Below are 17,880 nucleotides of genomic sequence, written 5' to 3' on the forward strand. Positions count from 1 at the left end.
CGGCGATCGCCGCCCTCTGTGCTTCTGTAAACTCAGCCCCTTACTTGTACTCAATTAATTGGTTTCGTTGTCCTAACAGACGATTCCAATGAAATTTGATCTGACCGACTAAATTTGGAAACTTACCCACTACGCATGAACCTGCGTAAAGCAGAGAATCCTGAGTGCCCCAACCTCGTTGCCGACCATAGCAAAAAATCCGAAAAGCAATCAAGGGATAAGCAGCAAACAAAAGTAAACTCCATCCCCCTGTCAACTTGGCACCACCCAGAGCCAGCAAAGGGACTAGCCCACCCCAAGTCCAAATGCTGCGGCTCTCCTTGACCCAATATCGTTCTGGGTCGCGTCCATGCAGCCAAGCTCCTTCTGCATAGGCATGACCTGCCCGCAAAACCCGCTTCCACCACTGGTCAAACCGCATCATATCCGCATCATGCAGAGTCATTTCAGCATCCACCCGGACGATCTTCCACCCTTGCTGCCGCAACCTTAGACATAGCTCAGGCTCTTCCCCAGCAATCAAGTTTGAAGCAAAGCCCAGAGCCTGCTGAAATGCAGCCACGCGGTACATGGCATCACCGCCGCAGGCATCTGCCTCGCCAATAGGCGTATCCCATTCTAAGTCGCACAGGCGGTTATAAGGCGATCGCTCTGGAAACCTCTCTCGCCTTCGACCACAGACTGCTGCAACTTCTAAATGAGCTTCTAATTCTTGTTGTGCTTGGTCGAGCCAACCTGCAACAATTTCACAGTCTCCATCTACAAACTGAACAAACTTGAGATCCGGTGTCATTTCCAGAAGGCGTGAGAATCCAGCGTTGCGGGCTCGTGCCGCCGTAAATGATAGCGATAGATCAAGCTCTACAACTTCGACTTGAAGCGATCGTGCCAGTTCTACACTGCCATCTGTCGAGCCAGAGTCTACATAAACAATGGTAGAAATCTTGCCAAGGGCAGACTTCAAGCACACTTCCAGCCGTCGCCCCTCATTTCGACCAATTGCTACAAGCCCGACCTGTGCCAAAGTCTCTATCTCCTGTCTATTGATGGGACTGTATCACATAGCCAAGTAAGCTAGTTTGCCGCCTATAAAAGTTAAACTAATTAAGCAACACCTTTTCAAAGACAACACCATCTCCATAGTTACGTGCCGCTAATGAAATTTCATCTAAAGCAGAAGACTTGTCCATACTTCGCCGCTCACCAATAAACTGACTACTTCAGATCTCTAGAGAGCTAACGGTTCTTCCACCAAAGATTCGTGCAAGGCAGGCTGTTGCTGATCCCAGTAATCTGGCTTCATAGGCGATCGTCCTACCATCCAATCGTAAACCTCTAGCATTTTTCGAGCCTTTGCTTCCCAAGAATAATACTTTAGAGCATGTTGATGGGCTGCCAGCCCCAACTGAGAAATCCGCTCAGGATTCTCAACCAGTTGCTCTAGCGCTTCCGTGTAGCTTTGTACCAATTGGTTCAGATCACCCATCGGAACCTTAACTCCCCGGTCTGAATCAATGAAAACACCAGGACCACCATAATCTACCACCACACAGGCTAACCCAGAAGCCATCGCCTCAACTACAACTCCTCCTCCCAGTTCGCGAATTGAGGGAAAGGCGAAAATGTCCGCCTGCTGCATTACAGTTGGAAACTCACTATAAGGGACACTATCAACAAACTCAACACAGTCAGAGAGACTATGCTCTTCTACAATTTTGTCCAACCTAGGACGTTCAGGTCCATCACCAATAATGACTAGTTTGTGTTTTTGCAGTATTGGGCTAGCTGCAAACGCCTTAACAACCACCTCTGGAAGCTTATAAGGCACTAACCTACCTGCAAACAATATCGTTAAGCGCTCACGCCCACTCCGATCTGATAAACCAAACATACTGGGTTCATAGCCAGTATCAGGAAAATTAATTACTTTTGTCCTAGATTCGACAGGTAAATCGTTGATGGTATGGGCATGGGCAGCCAAGATACCTGCTGAATGTTTATAAGTAGAACGATGGTAGGGAAGAAACTTGGAAAACCCTCTTAAGTAAGTCATCCACTCTCGCTCTCGCAAGAGTTCATTCCTAAAAAATTTAGGCCAGGGTAAAGCGCCATTCAAAGGACCCACCAGAAAAGGAACAGGGCAGCGCTCTGCCATGAAACTAGGTAAAGTCGGCGACATTGGGGTAATGCGATGAACCATGTCAAAATGACCATTCTTCAAGTCATTCTTAAAGTGGTTCCAAACTGCCGATTCAAATACTAAATAGCTTGGATAATCCATCGCCATTTGAGTTGTCCAAGCAGAATCTTTACCGCCTCGAATGAGCCATGACAATTGAGAGAGCGGAGCGGCAAACCATTCGGTATCTAGGTAAACGATCTTAGCGTTTCCAATGCCCTTCCGATCGATATTCGGCTTGTTCCGAATTTGGGTCACGACGGTCACATCTGCATACTTGGACATCGTACAAGCAAATTTGTGCGCCAGAATAGGAAGAGACGGCCAGTCCGGATTACAGTAATCAGCCAGCAGTAAAACGCGTATTTTAGGACAATCTTGACTGTTCTCAAAATTATTTGGCTTCATTTCTGTATCCGTCATGTATTAAGCCCTCTTAAACTAGTAAGCTCCAGCAATAAATTGAACAGCTACTGCACCCACTACTTGATTAGATGTTCAGCAAACTAAGACTGGAATCTATCACTAGAAGATGAATTCCTTTGTTGCCTCATCAGTACCTGCGTCATAGATCCCGTAATCTTTATAACTATTATCCCCAAATGCAGAATGCTTGCGCTATGCCAGTAGATGATTTCATACAAAGCTCATGTTTCCCACGATTCTGATTAAAGTTTTGAAGAACGATACGGCTGCATGTCCTAGAGATTTCTACATTAAAAAACTGTAAGTCAACTTGATTTACCCTTATTACGCTCTTTCTGCTATTGTTCTTTATTCTGGTTATTCAAAATGAAAGCTTGGCATAATTCTTTGTTAAAAAGCGGCGCTTAGCTTAATTTACTTGCATCCCTACCTTGTTATATCAGCAGAGTATCAAGAATAAACCCGACGGTAGTATTCTTGATACTCTGCTGATAACAAAGGTTGCCACCAATCCTGGTGGTTCAGGTACCATTGAACCGTGCGGCGTAGACCACCTTCTACAGTTTCTGCTGGGGTCCAGCCTAGTTCAGTCCGAATTTTTGTGGCATCAATGGCATAACGGCGATCGTGTCCCAGACGATCTTTGACAAAGGTGATTAGGCTCTGCGCTGGGCGAACAGGCATCTCTGGAGCCATCTCATTCATGAGTTCACAGAGCATTTCCACAAGCTCAATGTTTTTGACCTCATTATTGCCACCAATGTTATATGTCTCACCCGGCGTACCTTTGTGGATTACTGCCTCTACTGCACTACAGTGGTCTCCTACATAGAGCCAGTCTCTAATGTTTTGCCCATCTCCATAAACTGGGAGTGGTTTTCCCATTAAAATGTTGATGCAGATGAGCGGAATCAACTTTTCTGGGAAGTGATAAGGACCATAGTTGTTGGAACAATTGGTCATTAGGGTAGGTAAGCCGTAGGTGTGATAATATGCCCGAACTAAATGGTCGCTTCCTGCTTTGGAGGCAGAGTAAGGGCTATTGGGGGCATAGGGAGTTTTTTCACTAAAACCTGGTTCATCTGGCTCTAGGCTGCCGTAAACTTCATCTGTAGAGATGTGGTGAAATCGATAGGTATCAGGCTGTTCTGCCAACATCCAATGTTGCCGAAAAGCTTCCAAGAGGGTAAAGGTTCCGACCACATTGGTTTGAACGAAAGCACCGGGCCCCAAAATGGAACGATCGACATGAGATTCGGCTGCAAAGTGAACGAGTAGATCGATCGCCTCTTCCTTTAACAAAGTATCGACTAGAAGACGATCGCAGATATCGCCTTGAACAAATCGTAAGTTCGCCTTGCCTTCTAAATCAGCTAGGGTTTGTCGATCGCCTGCATAGGTTAAGGCATCTAAAACAACAATGCGATCGCCAGGGTATTGACTGTACCAGTGGTGCACAAAATTGGAGCCAATAAAACCAGCTCCTCCAGTCACCAGAAGCTTACGGAGTTCTCTAGACATAGTTCGGCTCCTAACCTTAATTCAATTCAATTTGACAATCATCGCCAATCATAAAGCGCAATGCTTTAGGACGGCGGGGAGCTTCTTTAATATGGGCACGTTGACCAATGACACTATCAACAATGCGCTGATGAATCGCGTCGATTTTAGCACCTTGTAAAATCACACTATGCTCTAGGTCTGCCTGAATCAAGGTGACTTGATCGGCAACGCTGGTGTAAGGGCCAATAAAGCAGTTCTCTAGATGGCAGTCCTCCCCAATAATTACGGGACCCCGAATCGTGCAGTTGATAACCTTTGAGCCTTGCCCAATCTGTACCCGTCCAATGATTTGACTTTGGGCATCAACATCGCCCTGAACTTGATGTTGCAAACACGTATCCAAAATGACTCGATTGGCTTCTAGAAGGTCATCTTTCTTGCCGGTATCCAGCCACCAGCCATGAATCTGACGCGCCTCGACTGCTTTGTTCTGCTCAATTAGTGATTGAATTGCATCTGTGATTTCTAGTTCGCCCCGTGCAGAGGGGTGAATAGAAGCGATCGCATCGTGAATCGTAGTCGCAAAAATATAGATTCCGACCAACGCTAGGTTAGAAGGCGGAACCTTCGGTTTTTCTACCAGTTGTAAAAGCTTTCCATTCTCATCCACCTTAGCTACCCCGAACGCGCTAGGGTTTGCAACTGGACAAAGGAGCGTGAGTGCATCTAAATGATGGTCTCGAAAGGCTTCAATAAAAAGCGCTAAGTCGCTTTGAACCAGGTTATCGCCGAGATACATCACAAAAGGCGAGTCTTCTAAAAAGGTCTGAGCCACTTTAACCGCGTGGGCAAGTCCGGCTGGCTTATCTTGCAAAATGTAAGTAATCTGAGCCCCAAAGCGATCGCCATTTCCAGTTTGGGCTTTGACTTCTTCACCTGTTTCTGGGCTAATAATAATTCCAATTTCGGTGATGCCCGCTTCTACAATGGATTCGATACCGTACCAAAGAATAGGCTTATTAGCAACGGGAACAAGCTGCTTTGCACCTGTATGAGTTAAAGGGCGAAGCCGAGTACCTTTACCACCTGCGAGGATAATTGCTTTCATGAGGGTTGTGAATAAAATTCAGTGAGCATTTGTCTAAGTGCTTGTCGCCAGTGAATTGGGAAAGCTTCTAAAACCGTCGATATTTTTTGACACGAAAGCACTGAATAAGCTGGACGGATTGCCGGAGTGGGGTAATCTTGAGTCGTGATCGGGACAACACGATCACACTTTAGTGAAACCCCTAAAGCTCTAGCTTCTTCAAAAATCGCCACTGCAAAATCGTACCAACTGGCAACGCCACTATTGGTAAAGTGATAGATCCCAGTTGGAACGTCATTTTCAAGCGGACTCAGGAAATGAGTCGAAAGTGTGGCGATCGCCCTAGCAATATCAGAGGCGCTGGTTGGAGAGCCAATCTGATCAGCCACTACCCGCACCTCATCACGCTCAGCCCCCAGTCGTAACATTGTTTTAGCAAAATTGCCTTTACCCCGAGTTCCATAGACCCAAGCCGTTCTAAGAATCGCGTAAGGAAGCTCTGAGGACTGGGCATAAACCTGCGAAATCCCTGCTTCGCCTGCAAGCTTAGTTTTTCCATAAACGCTCACAGGATTCGGAACATCATTTTCAAGATAAGGCGTATTTTTGTGTCCATCAAACACATAATCCGTCGAAATATGAATTAAAGAAGCCCCGATCTGTTGAGCTTCCTCCGCCATCACAATTGGAGCTTCTGCATTGATTGCTGCTGCCAGATCCGGCTCTGATTCAGCCTTGTCAACCGCCGTGTAAGCTGCGGCATTAATAATTAAGCTAGGTTGAACGTCACAAATCATTCGACGAATCAGATCCGCCTGGGATAAGTCAAGACTTTCATGCCCAACACTCGTAATTTTACCGATGTTAGCTAAAGTTCGCTGTAGTTCTTGCCCTACTTGCCCCATCTTTCCAATGAGTAAAATGTCTTTCACCCAAACACCTCAAATGCCGAATACGTACCGCTTATCCTACAAAAATACCCAACTTTGAAAATCCTACACGCGAATATCCTATCCGACGCTTATGAAATATTACAGGAGCGCCGATACTGCCTTCACTTATTCTTTACGGTTTAGTGCTCTGATGAGCGATCGCATGAAGCCCTTGCAGTCACCTGTGATTCATGGGTTCTAATTATTGGTTGAGTTTTGCTCCATCAATATCTCGCTCTGTACGCACCCATTTGGTCTGAGGGTTGACGATAAAGTTCAAGTAGAGTGGTAACTTCCAAAGAATGTAAAACGGCACGACCAGTAAAGATAGTATTGGCAAATCTCGTCCAAACTTTGCCCAAGCGCTCAAGACTGAAATCAAAATCAAGCCTCCCTCTAACGCTAGAAAAGCCATCAAGGAGCCCGTGGAAATTCCAAATGCTCCAGCGAGCAACGTCATGATCAGTCCTAAAGTCCATAGCGTGACGAGCAAAGATAACGGTGGAATACATAAGTCAAAGGCGATCGCCACTAAATCAATTCGCCGTTGCTGAATTGCAGCTTGCAATAATCGAGGAATCTGGGTGAGCGCAGTCTTAAGGTGACCCTGCTCCCAGCGAGTTCTTTGGCTTTTAGCAGCCCGTTCTTGCTGGGGTAAAATTCCATGTACTCTCGCATCGGCGCAAAAGCTAGTGGGGTATCCCGCAATAATGAGATCAACTGCAAGCTGCATATCTTCGACAATATTGCTACTAGCTAGCTTTGCACCTCGAAGCACAGACCAAGGAAATGCCATGCCAGTTCCAGTCAACAGACAGGGAAACCCCAACTTCTCTAAACCCAAGGGACGCACCTGGTTCTTGACCAAGAAGGCTAAAGCTGACACTGAGTCTTTAGGAGTGGGCTGGCTCGGTCGATCCATTAAATAAACTGCTTGAACAGGCTGATTTATCGCGATCGCCTGTTGGGAAATCCGCGCTACAGTCCCTTCTTCAACCCGACAATCTGCATCAACCAAAACCACTACTTCTGGCGGATCAAGCTCCAAAAAATTTATTCCGTAGTCAAGGGCATAGCCTTTCCCTAGTCGCTGTAGGTCATGTCGCTCAATAACAACAGCGCCAACTTCTTTCGCGATCGCTGCTGTATCGTCACTACAATTATCGGCAATCACTACTAGCCTGTCTTGAGGCGAAAGCTGAGGCAGTAGCTTTTCTAACACTAAACGAATCCCTCCTGCTTCATCATGCGCTGGCATCAGCACAGCAATTCGGGGAGTGGGTTGGACGCTCGAGTCGGCAAAGCCTGTAATTTTAGGTGCGCCAAAAATTGCCGCCATACACTCTAAAAATAGAGCGACTACAGGAATAGCAAGAAGTAGCGCGATCGCCAACAGGGCAGAGTAGACCAAAAAAATTACGAACTGGCTAACTGACAAAGCTCTACACCCTTCTTGAGTAAATCGGTTGCTTCAAATCTACCATTGCTTCCGAGAGGTATCTATGTAGATCTTTACCCAAAAGCGTTAAATCTTCATGAACTCCGTATCAGTATGTTCTTCAGACTCCTTAGTGGAAAGATCTTGTATCTGAAAATATCTGGGTAGGGAAATCCGATCTCGCATCATTAGAACCCTGGATAAAATGAAAACGATCGCGCGGCTTATGTCACCTTAAGCTTTAAGCGATCTAAGCTTTGATTCAATAGACCCTTCATTCTTTACTAAACTACAGACCTTATGGCAACTATTCTGGAACAAGGCAACATCAGCATCCATACCGAAAATATTTTCCCTATTATTAAAAAGTGGCTCTACTCAGATCATGAAATCTTTCTGAGAGAGCTAATTTCTAACGCCGTTGATGCCATCCAGAAAATGAAGATGGTGTCGTTCTCAGGTGAGTTTTCAGGCGAGTTGGGCGAACCCGAAGTAAAAATCACCGTTGATAAAGATAATAAGAAGCTGTCAATTACTGATAATGGTATTGGTATGACGGCTGATGAAGTTAAGCAATACATTAATCAAGTCGCATTTTCTAGCGCCGAAGAATTCGTCCAGAAGTATAAGGACAGTAGCGATCGCCAAATTATTGGGCATTTCGGTTTAGGCTTCTACTCCGCCTTCATGGTGGCAACTCAGGTTGAAATTGATACTCTTTCTTACCAAGGAGGCGCTCAGGCAGTCCATTGGTCTTGCGATGGCTCCACTCAATTTGAACTCAGCGATTCTGCCCGAACCGAGCGGGGCACTACAGTCACTCTCACCCTCCAAGACGAAGAACTAGAATACCTAGAGGATCATCGGATCAAGCAGCTTGTCAAAACTTACTGCGACTTTTTGCCCTTCCCCATCAAGCTTGAAGCAGAGCAAATTAACAAGCAAAAAGCTCCCTGGAAAGAATCTGCCAGCAATCTTACTTCGGAAGATTACCTGGAGTTCTACCGCTACCTTCATCCCTTTCAAGAAGAGCCTTTGCTTTGGGTACATTTGAACACTGACTACCCTTTCGTGGTCAACGGCATCCTTTACTTTCCTAAGCTTAAGCCTGATGTAGATGTTACTAAAGGACAAATTAAACTATTCTGCAATCAGGTTTTTGTTAGCGACAACTGCGAAGAAGTTATCCCGCGCTTCCTGCTGCCTTTACGTGGCGTAGTTGATAGCACCGACATTCCTTTGAATGTCTCTCGTAGCTTTTTGCAAAACGATCGCACCGTTCGCCGCATTGCCGACTACATTGCCAAGAAAGTGGGCGATCGCCTCAAAGAACTCTACCGCGACGATCGCACCCAATATATTCGCTGTTGGCAAGACCTCAGCACCTTCGTCAAATTCGGCTCCATGAACGACGACAAGTTCAAAAAGCAAGTCGAAGACATCCTCATTTATCGCACCACTGCCGATCTCAGCGTTCCTAGTGATGCCACGGTAGAAGTCCAACCTGTTGAAGGCGATGCATGGCAGGAAGTTGCTTCTAGCCCCGACAACTCCCTAGACGGCAAATCCTATACGACCCTGAATGAGTATTTAGAGCGCAACAAAACTCGTCACGAAAATCGGGTTTACTACTGCACCGATGCAGCCTCCCAAACCACCTATGTAGAACTTCACAAGAGCCAAGGCTTAGAAGTCCTATTTATGGACTCCTTCATCGACAGCCACTTCATCAGCTTTTTGGAGCAAGAACACTCAGACGTGAAGTTCTCGCGGGTCGATTCCGATTTAGACGAAACCCTCATCGACAAAGATAAAGCCACCGAAATTGTTGACCCTACTACTAACAAAACTCGTAGCGAGCAAATCAAGGATCTGTTTGAAAAATCCTTGGGCAAACCTAGAGTTACCATTCGGACTGAGGCACTTAAGTCTGATGATGCTCAAACATCTCCTCCGGCGATCGTGCTGCTGCCCGAAGCACTTCGACGAATGCAAGAAATGAACGCCCTGATCATGCAGCAAATGGTGGAATTCCCTGAAGAGCATACTCTTCTAGTCAATACTTCCCACCCGCTGATTCAAAACCTCGTCAACCTCAATCAGGGCAGCATCATTGCAGAAGGCGGACAATCACCTTCTGCCGAATTGGCAACGCTCATCTGTCAGCATGTCTATGATTTGGCACTGATTGCTCAAAAAGGTTTTGATGCAGACAGCATGAAGTCTTTTGTAGAACGCTCTAATCAAGTGTTAACCCGCCTAACACAATAGGAGGCTGATGCGGCAGTTTGACCCAGCAGCCCACAGCCATTTTCAAACTTATGGAGCAAAGTCTCTCATCACCCTATATAATGATGGACTGTGACCAAGCACCCCAAGTAATTTTTATGGCTAAATGTTGTGACCTCACGGGTAAACAGGCAAACAATGCCTATGCCGTTTCCCACTCTCACCGACGCACCAAGAAGGTTCAAGAAGCAAATCTTCAAGTTAAGCGCGTTTGGTGGGCGCAAGGCAAACGCTGGGTCAAGCTACGCATTTCCACCAAAGCAATCAAGACTCTAGAGCGTAAAGGTCTTGATGCAATGGCAAAGGAAGCAGGCATTGACCTCAGAAAATATTAATCCTTGCAGCATTTGCACGAATTTAATTTTCTGGGTAATACACAAGCGGAGGAAGCCTTAAGGGTTTGCTCCGCTTTTTTTAATCTAGCTTTTTACCAAGGGTTAACGGTAGCCCTATTGCTTATCTACGTATTTGATAGAGAAGTAAAGGAATCTTTTTTTACATCGATCTGGCGATCGCATGATTGTTTTCCTAATCAAGCTGGGCATCCTAAATTCGATAGGTCTACCAAGAAACAAACCAGGATTTTCCTGTTTGGCTCTAATGTCAACTTCCCAGCTATTCCGTTTGATAGGAAGACAGCGATATGTCAACGCCCAGAATCATCAGAGCCGCTCAAACGCTTCTCAATCAAATCAGCCGAATGGCTCGATCCTTCACTAAAGGATTGATCAGTTGGCTCCTGCGCAGTTTACTGGTACTGGGTAGACAGCCGCGCTGGGCAAAAGCCGGGTTCGTCTTGCCTACCACAATTCTGCTGCTGCTGGTCGTCACCTTGACGGTTGGGGCGATCGGTTTTCGCACGTTCACTAGAACTCAACAAACTATTGGTGAACGCCAGCAACGAGTCATTTACAACGCTGCTACTCCCGCCCTTGACCGAGCTAAGGCAAAGCTAGAATTTCTTTTTGATGTCAACCGTGATCCGCGTGGAAGGGTTGCTGCCCCTGAAAAGGATCTTTTTCATATGATGCTAAACGATGGGGTCGGAGTGGCAGTTCATCCGAGCGGCATTGATCCTTACACCTTTACAGACAGCAATGCAGCCCTAAATGAAAGCCGTCTCGACATTAATGGGGGCGGCGCGGACAATGCTTGGAAATATAGAGCCGACACCAACGGAGACGGGACGCTAGACGCAACTATTGCTTACTCTATTATTTTTCAAACGCCTGCACCTGCAAATATAGGCGAGTTAAAAGACACACGAGACACTGGGGGAGCAGCCAATCGAGCCGCCAAACTCCAAATTCGTAATACTCCGTTAAGCAATGCTACTCAGATCAGTAGTTGTAGACCTTCAACGGGTGAAAATGTAGGCGTTCCTAGTACTGACGGTCAAGGCTGGTTCAAAGATCCAGTCAATACGACTATCCTTCGTAAGAATTTTCAGGTCGATGTTTACGTTCTGCCAGATAACCCCAATGGCGCAATTGCCACCATAGAATTTCAACAAGATCGGCAGGCTAACCAAGGCTTTAAGTGGGCAGCCTGGTTCCGTAATGACCTAGAAATCTTTCCTGGTCCTACGTTCAATTGGAACGGTGCTATGCACAGCGAGGGAAGCTTCTTTGTTAATGGTCCCTTTAAAGGCTACATGATTAGCTCGATCGCATCTTGCCTTTATACCCAAGACGCTTCTGAAATTACCACTAGCAACTCTGAGGGCGATGTCGCTCAAGGCATACCTGCCTTCCAAGGACAATTTCTAGCTGGTACCGTTAGAGACAATAGCTTTGGAGGCTCGCCTAGTTTTGACCTTTGGAACGGTTCTAACATTATGCCTGTGCGCAATAGTGAGATGTCGCCAGGTAAAGATTCTGTTTTAGAGCGAAACGGCTTGAAACCTGCTGACTTTGCACTAGACCCAGTGAAGCTGCATACAGACGACATCTCTGTGAGCCGCAAGCCTTCTATTGCCAATCCTGCTAGTGAGAGAGATCCCAACTGGAAAAACAGAGAGCTAAACCAGAAAAAGCGGATGTACAATCTGGCTCAGGACACCCCTTACGTAGATGACACCTTCCGAGCTGACAACCGCTGGGGGCCTAAACCGCGTTGGGGCCCGGAAAGAGAGCGGATTCCAGCTCTGTCCATGGGTACTCCAATTGTTGGGAAAGTAGAATTGACAGGCGATGACCCGCCTCCAGGTGGAGATAGTACGAACATAGGACTAGACGGTTACTGGGAACGTCGTGCTCGTCGAGAAGGGCTGCGCCTTATTGTAGGTCAGCGGCTGGAACTAGGCGACCCGGCTGGATGGGGTGGCCCTGGAGAAACACCTCTCAACCCAGCCTATGGAATTGACCCTAATGATGGGGCATTCGGGGCTAGTAAAGAGCCTTTACGTCCTTGGTCTGGATGTGCTGGCAGTAACACTCCCCGCTGCAATGAGGCACGCCAGAGAAAAACTCTATGGGATAACCTGGCATCTGTACAAGCTACAGCCGTCTATCATGCTGTTGGTGACGCGGGTGGCAATCTAGATTTTCCCCTTGCCTGCATTGCTACCACGGTGCATCCTGGCACGGCTGGCACCCTTGATAAAAGCGGCACGTTTGAAAACCTGGCGTATGGCTTGCCCGCCAATGCTATTGCGCCTTACACGAGTGCAGCTCAGCCTCTTATTATTAGCGACTTTTTCCGAGGCAGAGGAACCAATGGGTGGGAATATAAAGTGCCTTCCCTCACAGACTTCACCACTTCCACTAGCCCCTTACGAACGGCGCTCCGAAACCTTGCACAGTTTGCTGGTGATCCTCGGGGTGGCACACCGTCCTTTCCACCGCCACCAGAAACCTCGCCCACCACTGCTCCTTATCCAGTGATGTCAATGTGGGGAGACTTTTCAATGCTGCGGCGGGTCATTAACCGGATGGAAGGGAGTGGAATTTCCTATGATGCACTTAGCCCTGCTGATAAGACTACTCTGCATACAGCAGGTTGCACCTTGGGGATGTTGGCATACAACATTGATTACTTAGAGAAGCTTCCTAAAGTTAATGGCGCACCTAGCGAGGACACACTGACTACAAGATTAGGAGGTGCGGCGCTTGACTTACTCGGAACGACTAATACTCCCCTTACGATCGATCCTCTTGGTGATGACAAGAAAGGACTAAGAGGCTATATCCGGCTCATTGATGCTGCCACTAACGACGCTATTCCTGATACCGACCTCAGAATTGCCAAGATCAAACTTGCTGTTCCCGAAATCAGTCGTCTCCAAAGCGATTACATGAGGAAGATGGCTACAGATTCTGGGGCATCTAATAATCCAGAAACCTATGTTCGTTTGATGGAACGTTGGCGTGATAGATTGCTCCCAGTAGATCCTGAACGCGACAAGCTCACCAGAGCTATTTATCTCGCTCAGCTTTTAATCACTAGAGAGCAAGTTGCGCGCGATCGCACCTATGGTTTCTTTGGTACTTATGGTTCACTAAATCCCGATCCGCTCCCATCATCCCCACTTGGAGAATGTGAGGCTTGGAGCGATCCTACCACCTTAGACGAACTGAGACGACTTTGTTCTTCTCGCCCTCGGTATCCTATCCTCTATTCCCTTTTTCCTGCTAGGCTAACTAGCCTCCCCCCTGCCACTGCCACTATTGATACATGGTATTCTTCACCCTCTGGTTTTCAAAATCATGGGGATATCAGATCAGATCGTCCTCTAAACCAGCAATGGAACGTGCGAGGATCAGACGGCGACGACAGCTATATTAGATTCACGGCAAATGCTTCAGCCGAGTACAAGGTAGTTAAACCCGAACTTGTTGCAACCCTTCCTCGCGGAACACAAGGCATGGGAAGCTCCGAAGCTTGGAAACTCCCTGCTGTTGCTGCCACCGATGGCACAACGCCCAATAACAACAGTCAAAACCTGATTAAGGTTTGCGCTACAAGTCCTTGCTCTCAGCCTCAAAGTATTGCTAGACGGGCACCTGCAATGTCGGCTTCTCGATATCGAGTTCCCTTCAAGGATGCAAGTTTATATAGCGGTCGAGAACTTATGAGTGTGCGCACTCTCGATCTAGATCTGGATCTCATGCGAACCAGTACTACTCCTGCTGGTGACTTCTGGTTGCCCAAGAGTGGCATCGTTTACGCTTTCCGCGAAGACGCTGTTTCTGAAGCCCATATTGCTAGACCTAAACAAGGGAACTGGGCAACCTGCGCCAGTGATGCAGCATTACAGGCTGGTTCTCTGCAAAATGATGATAACTGCCGAATGCGCACTAGCGATAGTTACGACGCTAACTTTGATCCTCCTCTTAGCCCGCTAGGTATTACACCTAAACCTGTAGATTTCTTTGCTGATCCCGATCGCCGCCCTCATGGGTTCCGGCTTCGCAATGGCGTTACCGTCAGACGTACAGGAGACAATGGCATAGGGTTATCGTTTATTACAGACAACCCCGCCTATGTTCAAGGGCCCTTTAATTTGCATCAAACCTTTGGTGCAACCGAAACAGAAGGAGGCAGTGGGTTAGAAGAGTTCATTACGCCTGCACAAAGACTAAACACCGCTGACTTCAGCAATTTTTATACCCGGGACACTCTCGACAACACTCAATTCTCCATTCCCACTGCTGACCAGTGGCGACCCAGCGAAGTTCTAGCCGATGCCGTAACGCCATTATCCAGCAACTTCTGTGACGGCAGTATAGAAGATAGCTTCATGACTGCTAGCAATGGATCTTATGTCAATGTGAGTCAACGGTATGGCTGTAGTAACAGTGACAATGAGACCTCCTACGGTAACCAACCTCGCTTAACAGACTCGGTCACCAGTGCAAACGGGGTGAGATGGATGCGCTCTAACGTTATAGATAGCCTATGGGCTGCATTTGACACAGGTAGCAACAAAGCAATTGAAGGAGAATCTCCGATTTTCATTCATCCCCAAGGTAACCCTATGACTATTAGCCCCCCTGGTGACTATAGAGGCGCTTATAGCACCATTGCTGCGGGTCGTAGTCGGATTGATGGTGTTGATGGGACTCAGATGAACATGATTATGATCAGCGGCATTGTGCCTTCGCGCGAGGGGCAATCCTATGGTGGTTTACACAACTTCCCTCGCTTCCTAGAGAATTGGTCAGGCAAAAAACTGTTCCTCTCCGGCGCATTCCTACAGCTAAACTTCAGTACCTACGCAACTGCCCCCTTTGATCAACAAAACTGGCAACCTGGTGAGGCTGCTCCAACTACCGGAACTGGAAGTAATGAATGGATCAGTTACTACCATGCTCCCAACCGTATTTGGGGCTATGACGTGGGTCTTCAGTATGCCCCTGCTGGTCCAGTTGCTCGAAGGTTCAAAGCTTCTGTGCCTGCTCGCAGCGAGTTCTACAGTGAGCCTGCCGCGAACGATCCTTACATCAAAAATCTCTGTCTCAGCATCTCAACGAACTGCTCATAACTTACCTTTGTAGAAGAATCTGAATCATGTCTTCACCCCTTTTCATTTTGCGAGAACTCATATGGATGAGACGAACTACCGTGGCAACGTCTCAAGTGCGCCTGCCAAAATCTTCAGAGCAGGGACTAACTTTACTAGAGTGTTTGATGGCGGTCATGGTCATCGGATTAACTATGGCAATGATTACGCCGCCTCTTGTCATTGCCGCTGCCACACGAGTACAAAACAGACAAGCAGAGCAGGCTATGCAAATTGCTCAAGGCGAGGTTGATCGGGTACGAGCCACACTTGCCAGAGAAAATGGTCAAAATCTAACTCTTGCTCGCCTACCTGCGATCGCCACAGGTAGCGGCAACCTAGAAGCCGTTCCTCCTCCTGCTCGACCTTCAACCAGTTCTCCTCTGAAGTCTTCCGCAGAAACCTGTGGCACAAATTACAACAATGGTCAGCAAGTTGCAGTTAATCAGGGGTTGAGAGTCGATGTGGATGGAGACTGCAAGGCTGATTTCTTTATGCAGACTTTTCGGACAGAAGGAACGATCAGAGGTTCTGCACTTACTCCATCTGATTTTCACCTAGGTGTTCGTGTGTATTCAATTTTGGCGGCAAAAGCTTCACCAGACCCTTTAGAAACTAAACCTGCTTCTTTACAAATAGTCGGCGGCGAGGGTAATCGCAGAACTCGTCCGTTAGCAGTTTTTTATACTCCTTTCTCCCAGAGTGATCAGGGCAATGCACTTTGCTCGTATCACCAACCGTCAGCGCAGACAGGGGCATTAAGCGCTTCTTGCAACTAGGTTTAAGGAACACTTTGGTAAAACTTTGACTGAGTATTAGGCTTTAAAGCAAATGGCTAAACGTAAACTGTTATCTCGGTTTCAACGATTTTGGTTTTCTTCTCGTCGTAGAAACAGTATCAAAGGCTTTACGCTTTTGGAATTGCTGGTGACGACGGCGATCGCTGGAGGCATTGTTTCGGGCTTATTGTTCATTGTGGTTCAATTAATGAGCGTTGACCAACGTGAATCGGCACAGTCTACAACTCAGCAGGAAATGCAGCTTGCGTTGAACTACATCAGTACAGAAATGAGGGATGCGGTCTACGTCTACACTGGCAAGGTACTGGCACCAGAAAATCCACCAAGTACTCCACCTCGTCGGAATGGCCAAAGCCTCATGGATTTTCTCCCTACTAGCCTGAGTACGAACAGCTTTCCGGTGATCGCGTTTTGGAAGCAACAGCCCTTTCCTGATGCAATCAAACTTGCTTGTGCTGGAAGCACGCCCCCCGCAGGAGTTTCTTGCAGCAACGGAAGTTCTTACGCTTTGGTTGTTTACTCACTCAGTACACATGATCCCGATGATACTTGGAAAGGAAATGCTCGAATTACTCGCTATGCCCTGACAGAGTTTAGTTCTACAGGTGCATCGACAGTAGGCTATGTCAATCCAGGAGTTTATAACAATAACTTTGATACTTGGCCTTACGGCACAAATGAAACTGGATTAGTCAATCTTCAAACGGCTCGTCCTAGCAGTGTCACACCTGCTGCGTTGGTTGACTTTGTAGATAACGCTGGATCGGCTGGAGCGTGTCCTAATGCAACAACGACAGGTGTGAGCTATGATATCTCGCCTAAGGCAGGTGTTCGGAGTTTCTATGCTTGCGTCAACGATCGCCAAACCCTTGGAGACAGCCAGGATGTCTTGATTTACTTGCGAGGCAATGTTGCGGGTAGACCTGGCGCTTCCCTTGCTTCTCCCTTCCTACCGACTTTGGAGACGCGGGTTTTAAGTCGGGGTGTGTTAGGAAGGGTGCCCACCAATTAAGTTACTTGATTTATGCATTTGAGGCATGATGAATAGACTACCGCTGAATAGACTACTGCTGAAGCGTTTAGATGATAGTGGTTTCACGTTAATTGAACTATTGGTGGTGGTGGCGATGGTAGGCATTTTGGCGGCGATCGCTGCCCCAAGTTGGCTGTCTTTTTTGAATGGTCGTCGGGTAAGCACTGTCAATGACGAGATTCTACAAGCGCTGAGACAGGCTCAATCACAGTCCGTTCGCACTAAGCGGAGTCAAACCGTCGTTTTTAATACTGCTGCTAATCCACCCACGATTACGGTACTAGGAGCAACCACTGTTTTAGGAAACGGTGCCCTAAAACCTGGTATGGCAGGAATGGCGATCGTCAATGGTGCCACTAGCCTCAACTGCCCAACCACGTCTTGCATTGAGTTCAATGCAAATGGCAGCATTGTTAATAGCATTGGCGCGCAGGGTATTAAAATTGCGGTGACGGCTCCTCCGGCTAGTGGTTCAAAACGTTGTGTCATTGTAGAAACGATTTTGGGGGCAATGCGGACAGCTAAAGATACAGCTTGTAATTAATTAACGAATAATTTAGTCAACAAAACGGCGTTGCTAAACGAGAGTATGAATCCCTTCAAAGCCTCTTTCCTTCAGGAAAGGGTTTGGGGAGAGGTCTCGCTCACTGCGTTGTAAAAACCTAACCCCTTCCCTGAGAGGGCAGGGGG

Annotated in this window: 12 protein-coding genes; 6 read left to right on the forward strand and 6 right to left on the reverse strand. The window is 47.2% G+C overall.

The annotated features are described in order from the left end of the window. Positions 1-40 precede the first annotated feature (40 nt). From KME11_08640 to KME11_08665, 6 genes are all read right to left on the reverse strand, one after another. Positions 41-1,024, reverse strand: coding sequence for a glycosyltransferase (locus KME11_08640; GenBank protein MBW4515278.1), 984 nt, complete (start codon positions 1,022-1,024; stop codon positions 41-43). A gap of 204 nt (positions 1,025-1,228) precedes the next feature. Continuing rightward, complete coding sequence (locus tag KME11_08645; protein MBW4515279.1) at positions 1,229-2,464, reverse strand: glycosyltransferase family 4 protein; 1,236 nt, start codon at positions 2,462-2,464, stop codon at positions 1,229-1,231. Between the two features lie 591 nt (positions 2,465-3,055). Next, positions 3,056-4,126: a dTDP-glucose 4,6-dehydratase gene (gene rfbB, locus KME11_08650; protein MBW4515280.1), complete on the reverse strand. Its 1,071-nt coding sequence runs from the start codon at positions 4,124-4,126 to the stop codon at positions 3,056-3,058. 16 nt (positions 4,127-4,142) lie between these two features. Further along, positions 4,143-5,216, reverse strand: a complete 1,074-nt coding sequence (locus KME11_08655) for a glucose-1-phosphate thymidylyltransferase (protein MBW4515281.1) — start codon at positions 5,214-5,216, stop codon at positions 4,143-4,145. Next, positions 5,213-6,127 carry a dTDP-4-dehydrorhamnose reductase gene (rfbD, locus tag KME11_08660; protein MBW4515282.1) on the reverse strand — a complete coding sequence of 305 codons (915 nt, stop codon included), beginning with the start codon at positions 6,125-6,127 and terminating at the stop codon, positions 5,213-5,215. Before rfbD ends, KME11_08655 begins: the two co-directional genes overlap by 4 nt. A 202-nt stretch (positions 6,128-6,329) precedes the next feature. Beyond that, positions 6,330-7,466 (reverse strand): glycosyltransferase, encoded by a 1,137-nt coding sequence (locus KME11_08665; protein ID MBW4515283.1) that lies wholly within the window; start codon positions 7,464-7,466, stop codon positions 6,330-6,332. A gap of 399 nt (positions 7,467-7,865) precedes the next feature. On the opposite strand from KME11_08665, the gene htpG reads away from it, so the two are divergent. The 6 genes from htpG to KME11_08695 all read left to right on the forward strand — a co-directional run bounded on the left by htpG (position 7,866) and on the right by KME11_08695 (position 17,734). Continuing rightward, positions 7,866-9,836: a molecular chaperone HtpG gene (gene htpG / locus KME11_08670; GenBank protein MBW4515284.1), complete on the forward strand. Its 1,971-nt coding sequence runs from the start codon at positions 7,866-7,868 to the stop codon at positions 9,834-9,836. 116 nt (positions 9,837-9,952) lie between these two features. Continuing rightward, entirely contained in the window at positions 9,953-10,189 is a 237-nt protein-coding gene (rpmB, locus tag KME11_08675) for a 50S ribosomal protein L28 (protein MBW4515285.1), read from the forward strand. A 308-nt stretch (positions 10,190-10,497) separates the two neighbouring features. Continuing rightward, the gene (hpsA, locus tag KME11_08680) at positions 10,498-15,339 is read left to right on the forward strand and encodes a hormogonium polysaccharide biosynthesis protein HpsA (protein ID MBW4515286.1); all 4,842 of its coding nucleotides are present in this window, start codon (positions 10,498-10,500) and stop codon (positions 15,337-15,339) included. 80 nt (positions 15,340-15,419) lie between these two features. Further along, entirely contained in the window at positions 15,420-16,136 is a 717-nt protein-coding gene (locus KME11_08685; protein ID MBW4515287.1) for a type II secretion system GspH family protein, read from the forward strand. Positions 16,137-16,188: 52 nt separating this feature from the next. Beyond that, positions 16,189-17,169 (forward strand): type II secretion system GspH family protein, encoded by a 981-nt coding sequence (locus KME11_08690; GenBank protein MBW4515288.1) that lies wholly within the window; start codon positions 16,189-16,191, stop codon positions 17,167-17,169. A gap of 58 nt (positions 17,170-17,227) precedes the next feature. Further along, complete coding sequence (locus KME11_08695) at positions 17,228-17,734, forward strand: prepilin-type N-terminal cleavage/methylation domain-containing protein (protein ID MBW4515289.1); 507 nt, start codon at positions 17,228-17,230, stop codon at positions 17,732-17,734. Positions 17,735-17,880: the final 146 nt, after the last annotated feature.

The organism is Timaviella obliquedivisa GSE-PSE-MK23-08B, from assembly GCA_019358855.1.
GTDB lineage: Bacteria > Cyanobacteriota > Cyanobacteriia > Elainellales > Elainellaceae > Timaviella > Timaviella obliquedivisa.